Annotated in this window: 9 protein-coding genes; 4 read left to right on the top strand and 5 right to left on the bottom strand. The window is 75.8% G+C overall.

What is annotated here, in order from left to right; translation table 11 throughout:
• Window positions 1-109: 109 nt before the first annotated feature.
• On the bottom strand, window positions 110-9,742 hold the full coding sequence (locus AB0K43_RS23480) for an amino acid adenylation domain-containing protein (protein WP_363642802.1): 9,633 nt from the start codon (window positions 9,740-9,742) through the stop codon (window positions 110-112).
• Window positions 9,743-9,938: 196 nt separating this feature from the next.
• Here AB0K43_RS23480 and AB0K43_RS23475 point away from each other — a divergent pair, with 196 nt between their 5' ends.
• From AB0K43_RS23475 to AB0K43_RS23465, 3 genes are all read left to right on the top strand, one after another.
• Window positions 9,939-10,175 carry an MbtH family NRPS accessory protein gene (locus tag AB0K43_RS23475; RefSeq protein WP_363642800.1) on the top strand — a complete coding sequence of 79 codons (237 nt, stop codon included), beginning with the start codon at window positions 9,939-9,941 and terminating at the stop codon, window positions 10,173-10,175.
• On the top strand, window positions 10,162-11,217 hold the full coding sequence (sbnA, locus tag AB0K43_RS23470) for a 2,3-diaminopropionate biosynthesis protein SbnA (protein ID WP_363642798.1): 1,056 nt from the start codon (window positions 10,162-10,164) through the stop codon (window positions 11,215-11,217). The genes AB0K43_RS23475 and sbnA overlap by 14 nt, the downstream gene beginning before the upstream one ends.
• 91 nt (window positions 11,218-11,308) lie before the next feature.
• Window positions 11,309-11,593 carry a hypothetical protein gene (locus AB0K43_RS23465; RefSeq protein WP_363642796.1) on the top strand — a complete coding sequence of 95 codons (285 nt, stop codon included), beginning with the start codon at window positions 11,309-11,311 and terminating at the stop codon, window positions 11,591-11,593.
• A 13-nt stretch (window positions 11,594-11,606) separates the two neighbouring features.
• Here AB0K43_RS23465 and AB0K43_RS23460 read toward each other — a convergent pair whose 3' ends face one another.
• The 4 genes from AB0K43_RS23460 to AB0K43_RS23445 form a co-directional block, all read right to left on the bottom strand.
• The gene (locus AB0K43_RS23460) at window positions 11,607-14,513 is read right to left on the bottom strand and encodes an AAA family ATPase (protein WP_363642794.1); all 2,907 of its coding nucleotides are present in this window, start codon (window positions 14,511-14,513) and stop codon (window positions 11,607-11,609) included.
• A gap of 112 nt (window positions 14,514-14,625) precedes the next feature.
• A complete protein-coding gene (locus AB0K43_RS23455) occupies window positions 14,626-14,832 on the bottom strand; it encodes a hypothetical protein (RefSeq protein WP_363642792.1) in 207 nt (68 codons plus the stop codon).
• Between the two features lie 42 nt (window positions 14,833-14,874).
• A complete protein-coding gene (locus AB0K43_RS23450) occupies window positions 14,875-17,868 on the bottom strand; it encodes a type 2 lanthipeptide synthetase LanM family protein (RefSeq protein ID WP_363642790.1) in 2,994 nt (997 codons plus the stop codon).
• Window positions 17,869-18,011: 143 nt separating this feature from the next.
• The gene (locus AB0K43_RS23445; RefSeq protein WP_363642788.1) at window positions 18,012-18,464 is read right to left on the bottom strand and encodes a hypothetical protein; all 453 of its coding nucleotides are present in this window, start codon (window positions 18,462-18,464) and stop codon (window positions 18,012-18,014) included.
• Between the two features lie 65 nt (window positions 18,465-18,529).
• Here AB0K43_RS23445 and AB0K43_RS23440 point away from each other — a divergent pair, with 65 nt between their 5' ends.
• Window positions 18,530-19,300, top strand: coding sequence for a class I SAM-dependent methyltransferase (locus AB0K43_RS23440; RefSeq protein WP_363642786.1), 771 nt, complete (start codon window positions 18,530-18,532; stop codon window positions 19,298-19,300).
• The last annotated feature ends 31 nt before the right edge of the window (window positions 19,301-19,331 follow it).

The raw sequence follows: 19,331 nt of genomic DNA, 5'->3' as shown, positions 1-19,331 counted from the left end.
GGGCGCGGCCCACGCCCCCCCCCGGCCCCCCCGCTTCGCCGTACCGGCCCGGCCGTGCGCAGACGTCCGCCCGCCACCCCCGGAGGGTGGCGGGCGGACGTCCCGGGCGTCAGCGGCTCTCGCCCTCCTCCGCCAGCAGGGCGGCGACCTCCGCGTCGGTCAGCTCGGCGACCTGCGCCTCGAGGGCTTCCACCAGGACCTGGCTCAGGCCCGCCACCGTGGTGGCCTCGAACAGGCACCGCAGCGGCAGGTCGACGTCGAAGATGGCGACCAGGCGGGCGAGCACCCGGGTGGCGAGCAGGGAGTGGGCCCCGAGGACGAAGACGTCGTCGTCGATGCCGATCCGCTCGATGCCGAGGATCTCCGCCCACACCTCGGCGACGATCTCCTCGGTCGGGTTGCGCGGCGCCTCGTAGGGGCGCTCCAGCAGCTCGCGGTCGGCGACGGGCTCCGGGAGGGCCTTGCGGTCGACCTTCTTGCTGGAGGTGAGCGGCAGCTCGGGCAGGATCGTCCAGAGCGAGGGGACCATGTACGAGGGCAGCCGCTCACCGGCCCAGTCGCGCAGTTCGGCGATGTCCGGGCCGTCGGCGCCGTGCGGGACCAGGTAGGCGACCAGGCGGCGGTCACCCGGCCGGACGTCGCGGGCGACCACGGCGACCGCGCGCAGCGCGGGGTGCTGCGCCAGCACCGCCTCGATCTCGCCGAGTTCGATCCGGAAGCCGCGCAGCTTGACCTGCTGGTCGATCCGGCCCAGGAACTCGATGGTGCCGTCGGCGAGGTGGCGCACCAGGTCACCGGTCCGGTAGAGCCGGCCGCCCGGCACCTGGCCGAAGGGGTCGGGGACGAACTTCTCGGCGGTGAGATCGGGCCGGCGGTGGTAGCCGCGGGCCAGCCGGACGCCGGCCAGGTGGAGTTCGCCGGGCACCCCGACCGGCACCGGGCCGCCGGCACCGTCGAGCACGTAGGCCCGGGTGCCGGGGACCGGGCGCCCGATCGGGAGGGCGGCCTCGCCGCGGCCCGCCGGGGCGGCCGGCACGGGGTGCAGGACGCAGGTGACGGTCGCCTCGGTGGGGCCGTAGTTGCACAGGAACCGTCCGGGCAGGCCGGTGGCGGCCCAGGCGCGGGCGTCGTCCACGGTGACCACGTCGCTGCCGACGTTCATCAGCTTCAGGCCCCGCAGCCGCTCGTCCCCGGGCCGCACGTGCTGGATCACCTCGCGGTAGTACGCGGGGGTGATCTCCATGACGGTGATGCCGTGCTCCGCGACCCGGTCGGGAAGCTCGGCGGGGCTCCAGAACAGCGGGTCGGCGACGACCACGGTCGCGCCGGCCAGCAGGGTGGCGGCGATCTGGTCCATCGCCACGTCGAAGGTGAGCGCGGAGAGCAGCACCACCCGGTCGCCCGGCCCGATCCCGTAGGACTCGGCGATCACCCGGCAGTGGTGGGCGTAGGAGCCGTGCTGGATCAGCACGCCCTTGGGCTGCCCGGTGGAGCCCGAGGTGTAGATCATGTACGCCAGGTGGTCCGGGCCCGCCTGCGGCGGCAGGTCGAGCTCCGGGTGCCCGGCGATGCGCTCGGCCTGGGCGTCGACCAGGACGAGCGGGCCGCGGGCCACCGCCGACAGTCGCTCGGCGAAGCCGCCCGTGGTCAGCACCGCGCCGGCGTCCAGCTCCCCGAGCATGAACGCCAGCCGCTCGGCCGGGTGTTCGGGATCGATCGGCACGTACACCCCGCCCGCCTTGAGCACCGCGAGCAGCGCCACCACGACCTCGACGCCGCGCTCCAGGCAGACCGCGACCGGGCGCTCCGCGCCGATGCCCAGCGCACGCAGGTGACCCGCCAGCCGGTTGGCCCGGGCGTTCAGCTCGGCGTAGCTGAGCGAGTCCGATCCGAAGGAGACGGCGACTGCGCCGGGGGTCTCGGCCGCGCGCTGCTCGAACAGGGCCGGTACGCAGGCCTGCGGCAGCTCGGGCGCGGCCGGGTTCCAGCCGTGCACCAGTTGCTCCCGCTCGTCCTCGGTGAGCATCACCAGCCGGCTCAGCGGGGCGTCGGGCTGCTCGGTGGCCGAGCGCAGCAGCGACAGGTAGTGCCCGGCCATCCGCTCGACCGTGGCGCGGTCGAAGAGCGCCGTGGCGTACTCGAACAGCCCGTGCAGACCGCCGTCGGCGCGGCGGCCGAGCGAGAGGGTGAGGTCGAACTTGGCCGTCCGCCAGGGCGAGGGCACGCGCTCGACGGCCAGGCCGTCCAGCCGCAGCGGGGTGCTCTGGGCGTGCTGCAGCTCGAACATCACCTGGAACAGCGGGTTGCGGGACAGGTCCCGTTCCGGCTGGAGTTCGTCCACCAGCCGCTCGAACGGCAGGTCCTGGTGGCTGTAGGCGGCGACCACGTCCAGGTGGACCTGGCGCAGCAGCGCCTCGAAGCTCGGGTCGCCGTCGAGGTCGGCGCGCAGCACCACGGTGTTGATGAACGAGCCGACCACCTCCTCGACCTCGGGCCGGGTGCGCCCGGCGGTCGGCGTGCCGACGGAGACATCGCTCTGCCGGGTGTAGTGGGCGAGCAGCACGTCGAAGGCGGCGAGCAGCACCACGAACGGGGTCACCGCCCGGCGCCTGGCCAGTTCCTCCACGGCCCGGGCCAGCTCCTCGGGCACCGCGACGGCGAGCAGGTCGCCGCGCGGGTCGCGGACGGCCGGGCGGGGCCGGTCGGTGGGCAGCTCCAGCGGGGTGAGCCCGCCGAGCCGCTCCCGCCAGTGCGCCAGGTGGGTCTCGGGCAGCTCGCCCTGCGCCCAGCGGTCCTGCCAGGCCGCGAAGTCGGCGTACTGCACCGGCGGCGGGGGCGGTGGGCTCCCGCCGGTGACCCGGGCCCGGTGGAGCTGCCCCAGGTCGCGGGTGATCAGGTCGATGGACCAGGCGTCGACGGCGATGTGATGGGCCGTCAGGGCGAGCAGGTGCTCCTCCTCGCCGACCTTGACCAGCAGGGCGCGCAGCGGTGGCTCCCGGTCGAGCCGGAACGGCCGGGTGGTCTCGGCCCGCACCAGCTCCGCGGCCCGGGCCGCGGCCTCGTCGGCCGGGAGGCCGCAGAGGTCCACCGGGGCGACGCCGAGGGCGGCCGCCGGATCGATCACCTGCAGGGGCTCGCCGCCCGGCGACAGGTAGCGGGTGCGCAGCGACTCGTGGCGTGCCGCCAGGTCGTCCAGGGCGCCGGCCAGGGCGCCGGTGTGCAGCGGGCCGCGCAGGCGGAGCACCAGCGGCACCAGGTACTCGGAGCTGCCGGGCTCCAGCTGGTCGAGGAACCACATCCGGCGCTGGGCGGAGGAGAGCGGCAGCGCGCCGCCGCGCGGCACCGGCAGCACGGCGCCGGCCGGATCGGCGGGCCGGGCGCCCGGGGCGGTGGCCAGTTCGGCCAGCGCCGCGACGGTGCGGCGGGCGAACACCTCGGCGACCGGTATCTCGACGCCGAAGGCCGCCCGCAGCCGGAAGACCAGCCGGGTGGCGAGCAGCGAGTGGCCGCCGAGGGCGAAGAAGTCGTCGAGCGCGCCGACCCTCCCCCAGCCTCCGGCCGGCGGGACCCCGGTGCGGCCCAGGAGCTCGGCGAACACCTCGGCGACGGCCTGCTCGGCCGCGTCCCGCGGGGCGAGGTACTCCCCCTCCGCGTCCAGCCCGGTCAGGCCCGGGAGCGCGTCGCGGTCCACCTTGCCGCTGGCGGTCAGCGGCAGCGCGGCCAGGACCCGCAGCACGGCCGGCACCATGGCGTCCGGCAGCCGGGCCGCGAGGTGGGCCCGCAGGGCGGCCGGGTCCGGTGCGTGCCCCTCGGCGGGGACGACGTGGCCGACCAGCTGCTGGTCGCCGTAGACGCCGACGGCAGCCGCGGCGACCGAGGGGTGCTCGCAGAGCGCGGCCTCGATCTCGCTGGGCTCGATCCGGATGCCGCGCAGCTTGACCTGCCGGTCGAGCCGGCCGAGGTACTCCAGGGTGCCGTCGGCGCGACGCCGGACCCGGTCGCCGGTGCGGTAGAGCCTCCCTCCTTGCCCGCCGCCGGGCAGGAGGGGCCCACCTCCCTGGCCGCCGCCGGGCGGGAGGGGCCCGTCGCCCGGCGCGGCCGGGTACGGGTTCGGGACGAAGCGCTCGGCGGTCAGGTCGCCGCGGCCGAGGTAGCCGCGGGCCAGGCCGGTGCCGGCGACGCACAGCTCGCCGGGGACGCCGACCGGGACCAGGCCGCCGTCCTGGTCCAGCACCAGGATCCGGGTGTTGTCGATCGGCTCCCCGATGGCGACGATCTCGCCGTCCTCCCGGCCGTCGTAGCGCCGGGAGGTCACGTCGATGGCGCACTCGGTGGGGCCGTAGGTGTTGACCAGGGTGACCGGCAGCATGCCGAGCAGCCGGTCGGAGAGCTCCACGGGCAGCGGCTCGCCGGCGCAGAACACCAGCCGCAGCGTGCCGCAGTCGCGCAGCGCGCTCTGCTGGACCAGCGCCCGCAGGACGGACGGCACGAGCTGGAGCACGGTGATCCGGTGCTCGGCCACCGCCCGCACCATGGCGGCCGGATCGCGCGGGACGCCGTCGGCGGCGACCACCACGGTCGCCCCGCAGACCAGCGGTGCCAGGAACTCCCAGACGGAGGCGTCGAAGCCGACCGTGGTCTTCTGCAGCACCCGGTCGCCCGGGCCGAGGCCGTGCTCGCGCACCGTCCACAGCACCCGGTTGCGGATGGCCTCGTGGCTGATCAGCACGCCCTTGGGGCGGCCGGTGGAGCCGGAGGTGTACACCAGGTACGCGGCCGAGGCGGCGTCCAGCGGCGGCAGCTCGGTGGCCGGTTGCCGGTCGACCAGCTCCCGGTCCTCGTCGAGCAGCACCAACCGGGCGTCGGTGTCGGGCAGTTCGTCGCGGATCCAGGACTGGCTGATCAGCACGGCGGCGCCGCTGTCGCCGAGCACGTACGCGCGGCGCCCGGCGGGGTGCGCGGGGTCGAGGGGCACGTAGGTACCGCCGGCCCGGAGCACCGCGAGCAGCGCGGTGACCAGGTCGGCCTCGCGGCGCAGGCAGACCGCGACCGGGGTCTCGGCGCGCACGCCGAGGGTGCGCAGGTGGTGCGCCAGCCTGGTGGCGCGGGCGTCGAGCTCGGCGTAGCCGAGGGTGTCCTCGCCGAAGACGACGGCCGGCGCGTCGGGGGTACGGGCGGCCTGTTCGGCGAACAGCTCGGGCAGGCAGCGCGCGGGGGGCTCGGCGGTGGTGTCGCGCCAGCCGCGGACCAGCAGCTCGCGCTCGGCGCCGTCCAGCGCCTCGATCCGGTCGAGCGGCAGGTCCGGTTCGCGGAGCAGCGCGGCGAGCAGGTGCCCGTAGTGCTCGGCCATCCGCTGCACGGTGCCGCGGTCGAACAGCGCGGTGGCGTACTCGAAGCCGCAGCGCAGGGTGCCGTCGGGCTGCGGCTGCACCGAGAGCATCAGATCGAACTTGGCGGCCGGCCAGGAGACGGCGAGCTGCTCGACCCGGAGCCCGGGCAGGGTGAACGCCTCGCCCTTGGGCGGGCGCAGCTCGAACATCACCTGGAACAGCGGGTTGCGGGACAGGTCGCGCTCGGGCGCCAGCTCCTCGACGATCCGCTCGAACGGCACGTCGGCGTGGCCGTAGGCGTCGAGCGCCATCTCGCGGACCCGGCCGAGCAGGGCGGTGAAGCTGGGGCGGCCGCCGAGGTCGCCGCGCAGGACCAGGGTGTTGGCGAAGAAGCCGATCAGCGGCGCCGTCTCGGACCGGGTGCGACCGGAGACGGCAGTGCCGACCGCCAGGTCCTGCTGGCCGCTCCACCGGCCGAGCAGCGCGTAGAAGCCGGCGAGCAGCACCATGAACGGGGTCGCGCCGTTGCGGCGGGCCAGCTCCTCGACCGCGGCGCCGAGCTCGGCGGGCAGCTCGACGGCGAGCCGGTCGCCGTGCGGGTCGCGCAGGCGCGGGCGGCGGCGGTCGGTGGGCAGCTCCAGCGGGGTGAGCCCGCTGAGCCGCTCGCGCCAGTGCGCGAGCCGGGCGGCGAACTCCTCGGTGGCGGCGTGCTCGCGCTGCCAGCGGGCGAAGTCCGCGTACTGGACGGCCAGCGGCTCGACGGCCTCGCCTGCGTAGCTCCGCGCCAGCTCGTCGGCCAGCACCTCGACCGACCAGCCGTCGGAGACGATGTGGTGCAGCGTCAGCAGCAGCACGTGGTCGTCCGCCCCGGTGCGCAGCAGCATCGCGCGGACCGGGGCGCCGGCCGCCAGGTCGAACGGGACCTCCAGGTCCGCGCGGATCAGCCGCAGCACCTCCTCCTCGGTGGCCGTCCGCTCCGTCAGCCGGATCCGGGCGGAGGGGTCGACGAGCTGGACCGGCTCGCCCTCGCGCTCCTCGTACCGGGTGCGCAGCACCGCGTGGCGGTGGGTCAGGGCGGCCAGGGCGGCGGTCAGCGCCGGCCGGTCCAGCGGGCCGCGCAGCCGCAGCGCGATCGGTACCAGGTAGTCGGTGGCGCCGGGCGCGAGGCGGTCCAGGAACCACAGGCGCTGCTGGGCGAAGGAGAGCGGCAGCGGTCCGTCCGTGCCGCCCGGGGTGATCGGCGCCTGCCGGGCGGCGCCGGCGGCGGCGAGGACCTCGGCGAGGCGGGCGACGGTGCGGGCGGCGAACACCTCCGCCAGCGGCACCTCGGCCGACACCACCTGGGGGAGCCGGAACGCCAGCCGGGTGGCCAGCAGCGAGTTGCCGCCGAGGACGAAGAAGTCGTCGTGGACGCCGACCTCCTCCAGGTCGAGCAGCTCGCACCAGATGGCGGCGACCGCCTGCTCCAGCGGGGTGCGCGGCGCGACCCGGTCGACGGTCGGGACGAGCCGGGCGCCGCTCGGGTCGGGCAGCGCCTTGCGGTCCACCTTGCCGCTGGGCGTGGCGGGCAGCTCGGGCAGCACCACGTAGCTCGCGGGCACCAGGTAGGCGGGGAGCAGCCGTTCGAGATGGGCGCGGAGGTCGGCCACCTGCGGCTGGTGCGCCCCGGCCGGCACCAGGTAGGCGACCAGCCGGGCCGCGTCACCGGTGCCGTGGGCGCCCACCGCGGCCTCGCGCACGTCGGGGTGCTCGACCAGGGCGGCCTCCACCTCGGCCGGCTCGACCCGGAATCCGGCGACCTTGATCTGGGTGTCGACGCGGCTGAGGAACTCCAGGAGGCCGTCGGAGCGGTGGCGCACCAGGTCGCCGCTGCGGTAGAGGCGGGCGCCCGGCACGGCGGCGTACGGGTCGGGGACGAAGCGCTCGGCGGTCAGGTCGCCGCGCCCGCGGTAGCCGCGGGCCACCTGGACGCCGCCGATGTACAGCTCGCCGACGGCGCCCGGCAGCACCGGCTCCAGCTCGGCGTCGAGCACGTACAGGGTGGTGTTGTCGATCGGCGTGCCGATGCCCATCGGGCCCTGGTCGAGGTCGCGCACCGGCAGGGCGAGGGTGGCGCAGCCGACGGTGGTCTCGGTGGGGCCGTACTCGTTGAACGCCACGGTGTCCGGGGCGTGCCGGCGCCACGGCTCCAGCATCGCGCCGGTGAGCTGCTCGCCGCCGACCACCAGGTGGGGGGCGGCGGTGCGCAGCGCCGCCTCGGGCAGCTCGCGTCCGAGCGGCCCGAGGTGGGTCGGGGTGAGCTTCAGCAGGTCGAAGGAGCCCTGGGCGAGGAGGTGGACCAGGCCGTCGAGTCCGGGCGTGCCGTCGTCGGGGGTGAGGGTGACGGGGGCGCCGGTGAGCAGCGCGGGGAAGAGCGAGGTGACCGGCAGGTCGAAGGCGACCGACGAGTAGAGCGGGGTGCCCGCACCGTCGGTGAGGTAGGTCCGGGCGGCCCAGCGGACGTAGTTGACCACGTTGCGGTGGGTCACCATGACGCCCTTGGGCTCGCCGGTGGAGCCCGAGGTGTAGATCAGGTACGCGAGGTTGTCCGGCCCGGCGCCGGACTCGGGCGCCGTCTCCCGCTCGCCCTCCTCGACGGCCAGCACCGTCCCGGTCCAGCCCGCCGCCGGCTCGCCGTCGGTGATCAGCAGCTCGGCGCCGGCCTGCGCCAGCAGCCTGCCGCGCCGCAGCGGCGGGTGGTCGGGTGCCAGCGGCAGGTATCCGGCGCCGGCCTTGAGCACCGCGAGCAGCGCGACCACCAGCTCCGGCCCCCGGCGCAGGCAGACGCCCACCAAGGTCTCGGGGCCCGCTCCGTGCGCCCGCAGCCGGTGCGCCAGGTGGTTGGCCCGGGCGTCCAGCTGGCGGTAGGTCAGCTCGCCGTCCGCGCCGCGCACCGCGACCGCCCCGGGGGTGCGCTCGACCTGCTCGGCGAACAGCTCGTGCAGGCACTGCTCGGGCAGCGGCTCGGCGGTGTCGTTGAAGGTCTCGAGCACGGCGTAGCGGTCCTGGTCCGTGAGCAGCCCGACGCGGTGCAGCGGGCGGTCCGGGTCGGCCAGGACGGCGTCCAGCAGCAGCCGGAAGGCGTCGGCCAGGCGCTGCGCGGTGGCGCGGTCGAACAGCGCGGTGGCGTACTGCAGGCGGGCGTTGAGCCGGCCGTCGGGCAGCACGTCGGTGTCCAGCACCAGGTCGAACGGCGAGCCGGCCAGCGGGGTGCGGACCAGCTCGCAGTCGAGGCCGGGCAGCGCGATCGGCTCCGGCGGTGCGCCGCGCAGCGAGAAGGACACCTGGAACAGCGGGTTGCGGGCGAGGTCGCGCTCCGGCGCCAGCTCGTCCACGACCAGTTCGAACGGCGTGTCGGCGTGGCTGAGCGCGGCCAGCGTGTCCGCCGCGACCCGGCCGAGCAGGGTGCGGAAGGAGGGTTCACCGGTGAGGTCCCCGCGCAGCACCACCGTGTTGACGAACAGGCCGATCAGCCGCTCCGCCGCGGGCAGGCCGCGGCCGGCGACCGGGGTGCCGACCGCGATGTCCTGCTGCCCGGTGTACCGGGCGAGCACCGCCTGGAAGACGGCGAGCAGCACCATGAACCTCGTGGCGCGGTGGCGGCGGGCGAGCAGGTCGACCTCGGCCAGCACCTCGGCGGGCAGCTCGAACCGGACCGCGTCGCCGGCGCCGTCCCAGACGGCCGGTCGGGGCCGGTCGGTGGGCAGCTCCAGCGGCGCCAGACCCGCCAGCCTGGTGCGCCAGTGCTCCAGCCCGGCGGCCAGCTTCCGGTCGGTGAGCCGCTCGCCCTGCCAGTCGGCGAAGTCGGCGTACTGCAGGGTGAGCGGCGCGAGGGCGGCGCTCTCCCCGCCGGTGCGCTCGCGGTAGCCGGCGGCGAGTTCGGCTCCGAACACGCTCCAGGACATGCCGTCGAAGGCGATGTGGTGGACCACCACGATCAGCAGGTGGTCCTTCGGGCCGACCCGGGCCAGCACGGCCCGCAGCGGGGGCTGACGGGCCAGGTCGACCGGCAGGCGCAGCTCGTCCTCGATCAGCCGGCCGACCCGCGCCTCGCGCTCCGCCTCCGGGCTGCCCGTGAAGTCGCGCCGGTCGAGGGCGAGTTCGGCGCTCGCGGCGATCTGCTGCAGCAGCCTGCCCCCGTCCTGCCGGTAGGTGGTGCGCAGGATCTCGTGCCGCTCGACGACGGCGGTGAGCGCGCCGAGCAGCGCGTCCGGATCCAGGTCGCCCCGGATCCGCAGGGCCAGCGGAAGCAGGTAGTCGGGCGTGCCCGGCCGCAGCTGGTGGAGGAACCAGAGCCGTTGCTGCCCGAACGACGCGCCGCGGGGCGCCCCGACCATGCTGTCCGTGCCGCCACGGCTGTCGTCAATCTCCACCGGCCACCTCCACGGGTCCTCACGGACGCGCACCGCGCCCCCGGCGAAGCCTGCTGGCGGACGCAACCACGGCACCAGGGACACAGCGGCAGGGTGCGTGCGGCTCCTGCTGCCCGTTTTTCTCTTGTCGCCGTTCCCCGGCGCCCGGCAGGCTCACCCCGTCGCAGTGTCGAACCCCGAGGGTAGGAGGGCCGCTATGGCCGAGGAAGCCGCCGACACCCGGAGCTACCTGGTCGTGCTCAACGACGAGGAGCAGTACTCGATCTGGCTCGCGGACCGCGAACTGCCGCTCGGCTGGCGCTCCGAGGGCACCCGGGGCTCCCGGGAGGAGTGCCTGGCGCACATCGGGGCGGTGTGGACCGACATGCGGCCGCTGAGCCTGCGCCGCCGGATGGACAGCGGCGCCATCGGCGGGGCCCATGCGAGCGCCTGACACGGTGCCCGACGCCGTGCCCGACATCGTGCCCGACATCGTGCCCGCCGGCGTGCTCCAGACCGTGGGCCGGACGCCGCTGGTCGAGCTGACCAGGCTCGAGCCGGCCGCCCGCTTCCGCCTGTTCGCCAAGCTGGAGGCGCACAACCCCGGCGGCTCGATCAAGGACCGATCGGCGCTGGAGCTGCTGCGCGAGGCCATCCGCGAAGGCCGGGTGGTGCCCGGCCGGTCGGTCGTCGTCGAGTCCAGCTCGGGCAACCTGGGCATCGGGCTCGCCCAGGTGTGCGGGTACTACGGGATCCGCTTCATCTGCGTGGTGGACCCCCGCGCCAATCGCCAGAACATCGCCGTCATGCGGGCGCTGGGCGCCGAGGTCGAGGTGGTCACCAGGACCGACCCGGTCACCGGCGAGTACCTGCCGGTGCGGATCCGGCGGGTGCGCGAGATCCTCGCCGTGACCGAGCACGCCTACTGCCCGGACCAGTACTCGAACCCGCTCAATCCGCGCTCGCACCACGCGACCATGCGGGAGATCTGGGAGGCCGTGCCCGGCGGCCTGGACTACCTGTTCTGCGCGACCAGTTCGTGCGGAACGCTGCGCGGCTGCGCCGAGTACGCGCGGGCGCAGCAACTCCCGGTGACCATCGTGGCCGTGGACGCCGAGGGCAGCGTCATCTTCGGGCGCGAGCCCGCGCCCCGGCTGATCCCCGGCCATGGCGCGGCCGTCCGGCCGGCGCTCCACCAGGACGGCCTCGCGGACGAGGTGGTGCACGTCAGCGATCTCGACTGCGTGGTCAACTGCCGCCGGCTGGCGCACCGCGAGGCGATCCTCGCCGGCGGCTCGGCGGGCGCGGTGATCGCCGCCGTCCGGCGGATGAGCGACCGGATCCCGGCCGGCGCGACCTGCGCGGTGATCCTCCCCGACCGGGGCGAACGCTACCTGGACACGATCTACGACGACGACTGGGTCGCGGCGCACTTCGGCGACGTCGCCCACCTGTGGAAGGAGGACAGGCCGGTGCCCGAGGTGGCACCGTGCTGATCCGGACGGCCGGTGCTGCCCGTGCTGCTGGTGCTGCTGGCCGGGCGGTCCGGACCGCCCGGCCGGCGCCGGGCGGCTGGTGGTCGAGGCGGTGAGCCGGGCCCACCAGCTGTCCGCGGCCGGCTCGGCCGTGCCGGCCCACCCGCTCTGCCCGTGGTGCCCCGAGCAGCGGTCCGGCCACCGCGACCTCCTCGCGGACTCGGTCGGCGCCCTGCTCACCGGCGGTCGCCGCCGGCGCGACCACGAGGCCCTCACGGTCTTCTCGCCGTCCGGCCTGGGCGTCCTCGACCTCGCCGTCGCCGACCTGGTCCACCACCGGGCACCGGTGCGGAGCCTGGGCACCGACCTCCCGGGCCCGCCCGGGCCCGGGGCGTAGGAGCCGGGGCCGGTCAGTCCGCGCACAGCGCCCGGGCGAGCCGGCACAGCTCCGCGCGGTCCGCGCTGCCGGTCTTGTGGATCAGGCTGGCGATGTGCTTCTCCACCGTGCGGGGCGAGATGGACAGCCGCTGGGCGATGTCCTGGTTCCCGAGGCGATCCACCAGCAGGGCGAACACGTCGTACTCACGTGGCGTCACCCCGACCGCCCGCAGGCCCTCGGGGATCAGCTCCCGCCCCGTGCGCCGCTGGGCGACCGACACGCCCGCCTGCCGGATCAGCGAGCGGCAGGCGCCGGCGACCGAGCGGACGCCGGCCTCGTGGAAGTACTCCTCGGCGGTCCGCAGCCAGGCGACGGGCTCCCCCCAGCCGTCGGCGAGGGCCGCCTCGGCGACCAGGCGCAGTCCGAGGTGGCGGGCGGTCGGGAACCCCCGGAACGTCTGCTGCGCCTGGTCCACCAGGTCGGCGGCCTCCCGCCCGCGGCCCTCGCGCCCGAGCAGGACGGCGTCGGCGAGCAGCAGGAACACCCGGTTCCACGCCAGGGCGGCGGCCGGCACCGCCAGGACCTCCGCGTACTGCGCACGGCCGGCGGTGCCCGCGAGGACGGCGAGCAGCGGGCCGAGGCCGTACCGTCCGCTGAGGTAGAACATGTTGGGGTGCTGGTCCTCCCAGGCGGCCGCGGCGGCCAGGTCGGTCAGTGCCTGGGCGCGGTTCTCCTCCAGGAGGGCGCAGAAGGCCCGGCACAGGCCGAACAGGACCGGTGTGAGGAAGGAGTCGGAGTCGTCGGCCTGCTCGAAGCGGACCAGCTCCCGCTCCATCTGCCGCCGCCGGCCCTGGTGGGCGGCGAGGATGGCGGCCACCAGCAGCAGGTAGCGGTGGCTGCCGAGGTTGCGCATCCGGGCGGTCGGCTCCAGGCAGCGGTCGATGATCTCCCGCGCGGCCGTGAAGTCGGCGCGCTGCACGGCGTCCATGGCCAGCAGGCCGTCCGCGTGCTGGGCGAGGGCGAGGGCGCCCAGGTCGCGGGCGGCGTCCTTGGCCTCCCGGATCCGGCGCGCGTCACCGCTGCGCAGGAAGGCGTTGCCGCCGAGCCGCAGCAGCGCCTCCACCCGCCAGACCGGCAGGGAGTGCTCCTCCGCGACGGCGAGCATCCGCTCCAGGCAGGCGTCCGCGTCGTCGAAGCCGCGTTCGCGGGCCAGCAGGGCGAGCAACTGCCAGGCCTGGCAGGCCACCACGGGAAGCTTCTCGCGCTCGGCGACCTCGGCCGCCTCCCGGGCCAGCAGCTCGGTCTCGGCCGTCGCCGCACCGTGGCCGGGCAGCAGCGCCAGGTGGCCCTCGACCACGGCCAGCGCGGCCGCGTGCCGGGGATCCGCCGAGCCGTCGAGCTGCGCGCGGGCGGCGGCGATCTGCGCCAGGGTGTCGGCGGCGCGCTCGGAGATCACCGCGGCCCAGGCGAGCCTGGTGTGCAGGGCGACGCGGCGCTCGATGTCCAGCGCGCCGGCCCCCGCGTCCGGTAAGGACTCGGCCAGGGCGAGCGCCCGGTCCAGTTGCCCGGTCTCGGCCGTCGCGTGCACCAGTGACTCGGTGACCGCGGTACGGTCGGCCGGCGCCGCCAGATGGTGGGCCTGCTCCAGGAACCGTACGGCGGTGGCCGAGGCGCCCCCGGCGAGTGCCCGGCGGCCGGCTTCGGCGTAGAGCAGCGCCGCGCCCGCCTCGTCACCTCCCAGCACCCGCAGGCGCGCCACCAGCTGGCAGCGGTCGTCGGGGACCGCCGGGTCGGCGGCCAGGATCGCCTCGGCCGCCCGGCGGGCGATCACGGCCCGCTCGGCCGGCGGCAGCCCGACGAGCAGGGCCTCCGCCGTGAGCGCGTGCCGGAAGGCGTACTGGTCGACCGCGGTGGCGTCGGGGACGACGAAGCCCGAGGCGGCCGCCGCGGCCAGCTGATCGAGCAGCAGCCGCATGCTGTGCCCGGTGATCAGTTCGAGCGCGCCGAGCGAGAATCCGGTGCCCAGGGTGGCGGCGAGCAGCAGCAGGTCGCGCACCTGCGGATCGAGCTGCTCCAGCCGTTGCCGCAGGCCGCTGACCACGCTGACCGGTACGGCGGCGGCCAGGTCGCCGGTGACCCGCCAGCCGCCGGCGTCCTCGCGCAGCACCCCGGAACCGACCATCTCGGCGAGCAACTCCTCGACCAGGTAGGGGTTCCCGTTGCTGAGCGTGCTCAGCCGCTCGACCACGTCGGCGGGCACCTGCTCGGCCCGCAGCTCCAGGCAGCCGGCCGCGAGCGCGCCGACCTCCGGTGCGCCGAGCGGCTCCAGGGTGGCCAGCGAGGCGACCCGGCGCCGCTCGGCTCCCCGGGCCAGCTCCAGGGCGGCTCCCGGTTCGGGCCGCAGCGTGGCCACCAGCAGGACCGGCAGTCCTGCCAGGTTGTCGACCAGGTAGTCCACCAGGGCGATGGTCTCCGAGTCGGCCTCGTGCAGGTCCTCCAGGACGAGCAGGCAGCCGCGATCCCGGCCGAGCACGGCCAGCAGCCGCAGCACGGCCTCGGCCAGCTCGACCGCGCTCTCCGGGTAGCCGGGCACGGCGGTGTGCCGCCACTCCGGGATCACCCGGCCCAGGGCAGGGCGGTAGGGCTCCAGCTCCGGGTCGTCGGGCACCCCCGTGACCCGGAGGCGGGAGTTCACCGCCTCGATGAGCGGGCGGTACGGCATCCCGGCACTCGTCGGGCTGCCGCGGCCGCGCAGCACCGGCAGGCCCAGCGACTCGGCCTGTTCGGCGCAGTCCCCGGCCAGCCGGGACTTGCCGATCCCCGCCTCCCCCAGCAGGAGGACCGTGTGGCCCGCCCTTCTCTGAAGACCGGTCAGAAAGCGTCGGAAAAGGTCGAGTTCGGTATCGCGACCGATGGTTGCCGGGGCAGAATTGTGCACATACGCAGGCTACCTGTGCCGCACTTGTGATGAGTAGTGAGCTCCGCAGATGAAATGATCACGCCTTTTCGGGTCATTCGGCCGGTTCCGGCCGGTTTGCCGGGCCGGAGGTTCAGGGGCGGTCGTCGCCGACCCCCAGGCTGACGGACGTCCACGGGCTGGTGGTGTTGCGGAACGCCGGGGAGCCGCCCAGCAGCTGGGAGCGCCGGCCGAGCCCGCCGCCGCTGCGCAGCCGGATCTCACCCGCCGGGTGGTCGCCGGTGGCACCGTGCCTGCTGGTGGGCTGCTTCCGGAGCTGCACGAGGTCGGTGGTGTTCATGCGAGGTGTCCTTTCCGCTGCAGATGATCTCGGAGGTCGACTTCAGGCGCCGCGGAGGTGACCGGGTCTCCGGGCGGGGGTGGGGCTGACGGTGGGTTCAACGGTCGGCGCCCGCATCAGCAGCGCCGGGGGGATCCGGTCGGGGAAGGCGAGCCTGAGCAGCCCGTGGCCGCGGCCGGCCAGGCCGGTGAGCAGCCCGGGCACCGCGATCCGGCCGGGGGCCTCGATCCCGCCGGGGGCCTGGATCCTGCCGGGGCCGGGGGCCGGGTGGTGCGGGCCGCACCGGGCGGCGCCGGCCGCCCGCTCCCGAACGGCCGCCCGGGCATCCGTCCGGTGCAGCAGCTCCAGCAGGCCCCACTCGCCGTGGCACAGGCTGTGATCCGGCACCGGCCCGGCGCCCGCGAGGCGCCCGACGGCGTCGGCGACCACCCTGGCAGCCCCCGGATCCGCCGGCGCCACGGCCCGGTCCGCGACGGCCAGCGCCACCCCGGCCGCGCCCGTGCACCAGGAGAGGTCCGCCCGGGCGGCCGGCAGGGCGGCCACGGCCGAACCCAGCGCGGCCAGCCCCGCCCGGTGGTACGGCTCGCCGCCCCCGTCGGAGGCGAAGCCGAGCAGCGCCCAGCCGACCCCGGCGGCGCCGGTGGCGAAACCCGGCGCCGCCGGGACGGGCTGGGCGGCCAGCCGGTCGGCGCAGGCACGCGCGCCGCGCCGGAGCTCGGCGGACGGCCACACCCGGTGCGCGGCCAGCAGCGCGGCCAGGCCGCCCGCGGTGCCGTCGAGCACACCGATCGGCTGCTCGACCGCGGCGGCCCGGACGGTCAGGGCGGCCGCCGGATCGACCAGGGCGCGCAGCTCGGCGTCGTCCAGGGTGGCCGCCGCCTGGGTGACGGCGTACAGGATGCCGCCGAGCCCGCTGAAGCCGCCCGAGCCGACCACGCCGAGGTCCTCGTCCGGGAGCGCGGTGAGCCGCTCCAGCAGCTCCGGCAGCGGGCGCAAGGCGGCACGCGCCGTCCCGGCGTAGCGGTCCGCGCCGGTGAGCGCGGCCAGTTGGGCCAGGAACAGGGCGATCCCGGTGTATCCGTGCCCCAGGTCGGCGCCGCAGGCCCCGAGCCTGCGGTAGCGCTCGCCGAGGAGTTCGATGCCCAGCCAGTTCGCCCGCCCGCGCCCCCGGTGGGCCTGCTCGACCAGCAGGTCGCCGAGCTCCCGGGCGGCGAGCAGCAGTTGCTCGGGAGCGGGCGGAGCGTCCGCCTCCGCGGCCCGCGGACCGGGCACGGCGGCCGGGTGGGCCGGTTCCGCGGCACGGCAGGCCAGCGCCGCCAGGATGATCCGCTCCTGCTCGGCGAGGTCGGCCTCGTCCATCGCCGCGAGGCGGTCCGTCACCCGGGCCAGCCCGGGCCGGTCGAGCGCGCCGGGGATGCGGGCGCCGGTGCCGCTCCACAGGTCGGCGCGGCCCGGGCGAGCGGTGAACACCGGTACGTCGCCGTCCGACAGCTCGGCCACCTCGTGGTCGAGCAGTCCCGGCCAGCCCTGGTCGTCCACGGCGTCGGTGCCGAGCAGCCGCAGCAGCCCTTCCCGGTCGGCCGGCGTACGCAGCGCGTCGGGGTGGGTGGACTCGGTGAGGACCGTCGCGTAGACCTGGGTGGCCCGGGTGACCACCCGGACCTCGTCGTCGGTGAAGCGGTGCAGCAGAGCGGTCAGCTCCTGGCGGTCCGCCAGGAGCGTGCGGTAGCCGACGCGGAAGCCGGCCACCAGCGCCTCGGCGTGGGCGGCGGGCTCGGCGTCGGCACTGCCCAGCCGGGGGCGGTTGGCGCCGCCACGGATCGCTCCCGGCCGGCGGACCAGCCGCATCCGGTCGGTGCCCGCGGCCTCCCAGCCGACCGTGTCCACCGGCGAGGGCTGGGTGGTGCCGCCGCCGAGGCCGGAGAGGTCGAGCGCGGCCTCGTCCCCGAGGATCAGTTGGGGCAGCAGGCCGATCCGCTGGACGGACGCCTCCAGCGCGCGGCCGGCCGGATCGTCGGCGGTGGGATCCTCGGGCGAGGGCGGGTGGAAGAGCGTCTCGAGGTCCACCAGCACCGGCTGGTCGGCGCAGGCGATCAGGTTCTCGTAGTGGAGGTCGGTGAGGTCGAGGAGGTGGGCGAGCGCGAGCAGCGCGCCCTGGCGGCGGTAGAACCGGTCCAGCTCGGCCGGGGAGGCGCAGGGCCGGGCCTCGATGAACTCCGACCAGCCGTAGTCCGGACGGGTCAGCAGGGCCGGCGTGCGCAACCCGGGTGTCCCGGGGCGGGTGTTGAACCGGTCGACCAGCTCGCCGAAGTGGCGGTCGGCCGCGAGCGGGCGGGGCTTGTAGACCACGCGGCTGCCGTCGGCGAAGCGCAGCACGGCGACCCGCCGACCGCGCCGGTGCGGGTCGCCGGCGGTCCGGTCCACGGCGACCAGCGGCCCCGGGTCGCGTCCGGCCAGCAGCCGGGCGACCAGCTCGGCGCGGTCGCCGGCGTACCGGTCGAGCAGCTCGGCCGTGGCCGCGACGGCGTTCACGCAGGTCCGGCCGACCAGCCGGGCCAGCACCGGGTACTTGGCGAACAGCCGGGCCAGGCCGTCCCGTGTCCCGGCCGCGGCGACGAACTCGCGGAACCTCGCCCGCGGGCTCGTGCCGGCCAGTCGCCGCTGCTCCCGGGCCGTCCGGAGCTCCAGCACCAGCGCGCGGGCCGCCAGGCCGCCCAGCGCGGCGGCCGTGGCCGCGGTGAACTCCTCGGCGATCTCCGGTAGTTGGGCCGACCGGCTGACCATCGGGTCGAGCCCGGCGAGCAGCCGCTGCCCGGCCACGTCGGCGAACGGCTCCAGCACGACGGCGAAACCGGCGGTACCGGGCAGCGGCCCGGACGGCAGGACCGGGTCGCCGGGTGCGGCAGCCAGACCGGCCGCGACGAACTCGACCGGGTCGAGGCCTCGCGGGCCGGTGGACTGCGCCGGCGCGGGAGCCGGCGGCCGCCAGGGTGGGGCGACCGGCTCCGCTGCGGCGAGCGCGTTGTCAGCGATCACGGCCCAGAGCCTGTCAGTATGCGCAGCGGCGGCGCAAGAGGCGCAATTCTGCCGGAATTTCTCTACCAGGATTGGCTTCGAAGGTTTCTGACGGAACGTCGGACGCCTCGAGCGCCTCGGAGCGGGTGGCCGCCACCTGGCGACTATATGGCGATCCAGTAGTAGAGGCGGTCTCCGCGGCCGGCCGCGTCGCGGGCGAGGCCGGCCAGCTCGGTCAGCACCTGGGCGAGCATGTCGGCACCGGGGTTCCTGTCCTCGAAGACCGCCGAGGCGGCCCAGTCGACGGCCACGGCCGGCACCTTCTCGGGGTCGAGGCCCGCGAGCGCGTCCCGGAACGCGTCGGTGAACGGGTGGCACACCGTCCCGCCGTCGTCGCTCGAGTTGAGGAGCGGGCCGTACGGCGGGTCGGCCTCGACGGCCTCGGCGGACCGCCCCGATATCAGGGTGTCGAGCGCCGGTATGTGGATCTCCGGGTCCAGGCCGGTCAGCACCAGCTGGTCGTGGCCCGCGCCCATCTCCTCCAGGGTCTCGTGTTCGACCGCCTCGGCGGCGTGGGCGTCGTCGGTGGCGGCGTAGTAGCCGTAGTAGATGCTCATGCGGACGATCATGACAGGCGGCACCGACGGTCTCCGCCCGCCCCGGTCGTGCCATGATGCTCGGCATGTCTGCTCGTGCACTGAGCTTCGGCGCGATCGCGCAGTCCTACGAACGGTTCCGGCCGGGGTATCCCGAAGAACTCTTCGAGCTGGTGGCCGGATACGCGGGCCGGCCGGTCCGGACCGCCCTGGAGATCGGTGCCGGGACCGGCAAGGCGACCCGCCTGTTCGCCGGGCACGGGGTCGCGGTGACGGCGACCGAGCCGGACGCCGCCATGCTCGCCGAGCTGCGCAGGGTGGTGCCCGCGCGGGTACGGACCGTCCGGGCCGCGTTCGAGGACCTTCGGCCCGGTGAGCGCTACGGGTTGGTCTACGCGGCGGCGGCCCTGCACTGGACCCGCCCGGAGGGCCGATGGTCACGGGTGGCCGCGCTGCTGGCACCGGACGGCGTGTTCGCCTCCTTCGGCGGCCCGATCCGGCCGGCCGACCCCGCGGTCGAGGAGGCGGTGCGGGCGGCCCGGGCGCCGTTCCTGGGCAGCGACGAGGTGCCGTCCCCGGACGGGACCGCTCCGGAGGAGGAGATGCAGTGGCCGGGGACGGAACTGCGGCGGTGCGAGTCGTTCTCCGACGTGCGGCAGTCCGTCATCGCCCGGCGCCTGACCATGAGCGCCGCCGACTACGTCGGCCACCTGTCGACCGTCTCGGCGTACCTGCAACTGCCGCGATCGGGGCAGCAGCAGGCGTACGCCGCGATCACGCGGGTCCTGCCCGCGGCGGTCGAGATCGTCGCCGACATCACCGTCCATCTCGCGCGCCGGCGAGCTGCGACGGCCTGACCGCCTGCCCGGTCACCTCCGGGCCGACCGG

The sequence above is a fragment of the Kitasatospora sp. NPDC049258 genome, assembly GCF_040678895.1.
Classification (GTDB): domain Bacteria; phylum Actinomycetota; class Actinomycetes; order Streptomycetales; family Streptomycetaceae; genus Kitasatospora.
The sequence above is the reverse complement of the archived record's forward strand: the minus strand, read 5'-3'. Positions and strand labels throughout refer to the sequence as shown.

Excerpts from the sequence above, each read along its gene's own strand:
- sbnA (WP_363642798.1), top strand. The coding sequence starts at position 10,162 with ATGCGAGCGCCTGACACGGTGCCCGACGCCGTGCCCGACATCGTGCCC.
- AB0K43_RS23475 (WP_363642800.1), top strand. The coding sequence starts at position 9,939 with ATGGCCGAGGAAGCCGCCGACACCCGGAGCTACCTGGTCGTGCTCAAC.
- AB0K43_RS23455 (WP_363642792.1), bottom strand. The coding sequence starts at position 14,832 with ATGAACACCACCGACCTCGTGCAGCTCCGGAAGCAGCCCACCAGCAGG.
- AB0K43_RS23440 (WP_363642786.1), top strand. The coding sequence starts at position 18,530 with ATGTCTGCTCGTGCACTGAGCTTCGGCGCGATCGCGCAGTCCTACGAA.
- AB0K43_RS23445 (WP_363642788.1), bottom strand. The coding sequence starts at position 18,464 with ATGAGCATCTACTACGGCTACTACGCCGCCACCGACGACGCCCACGCC.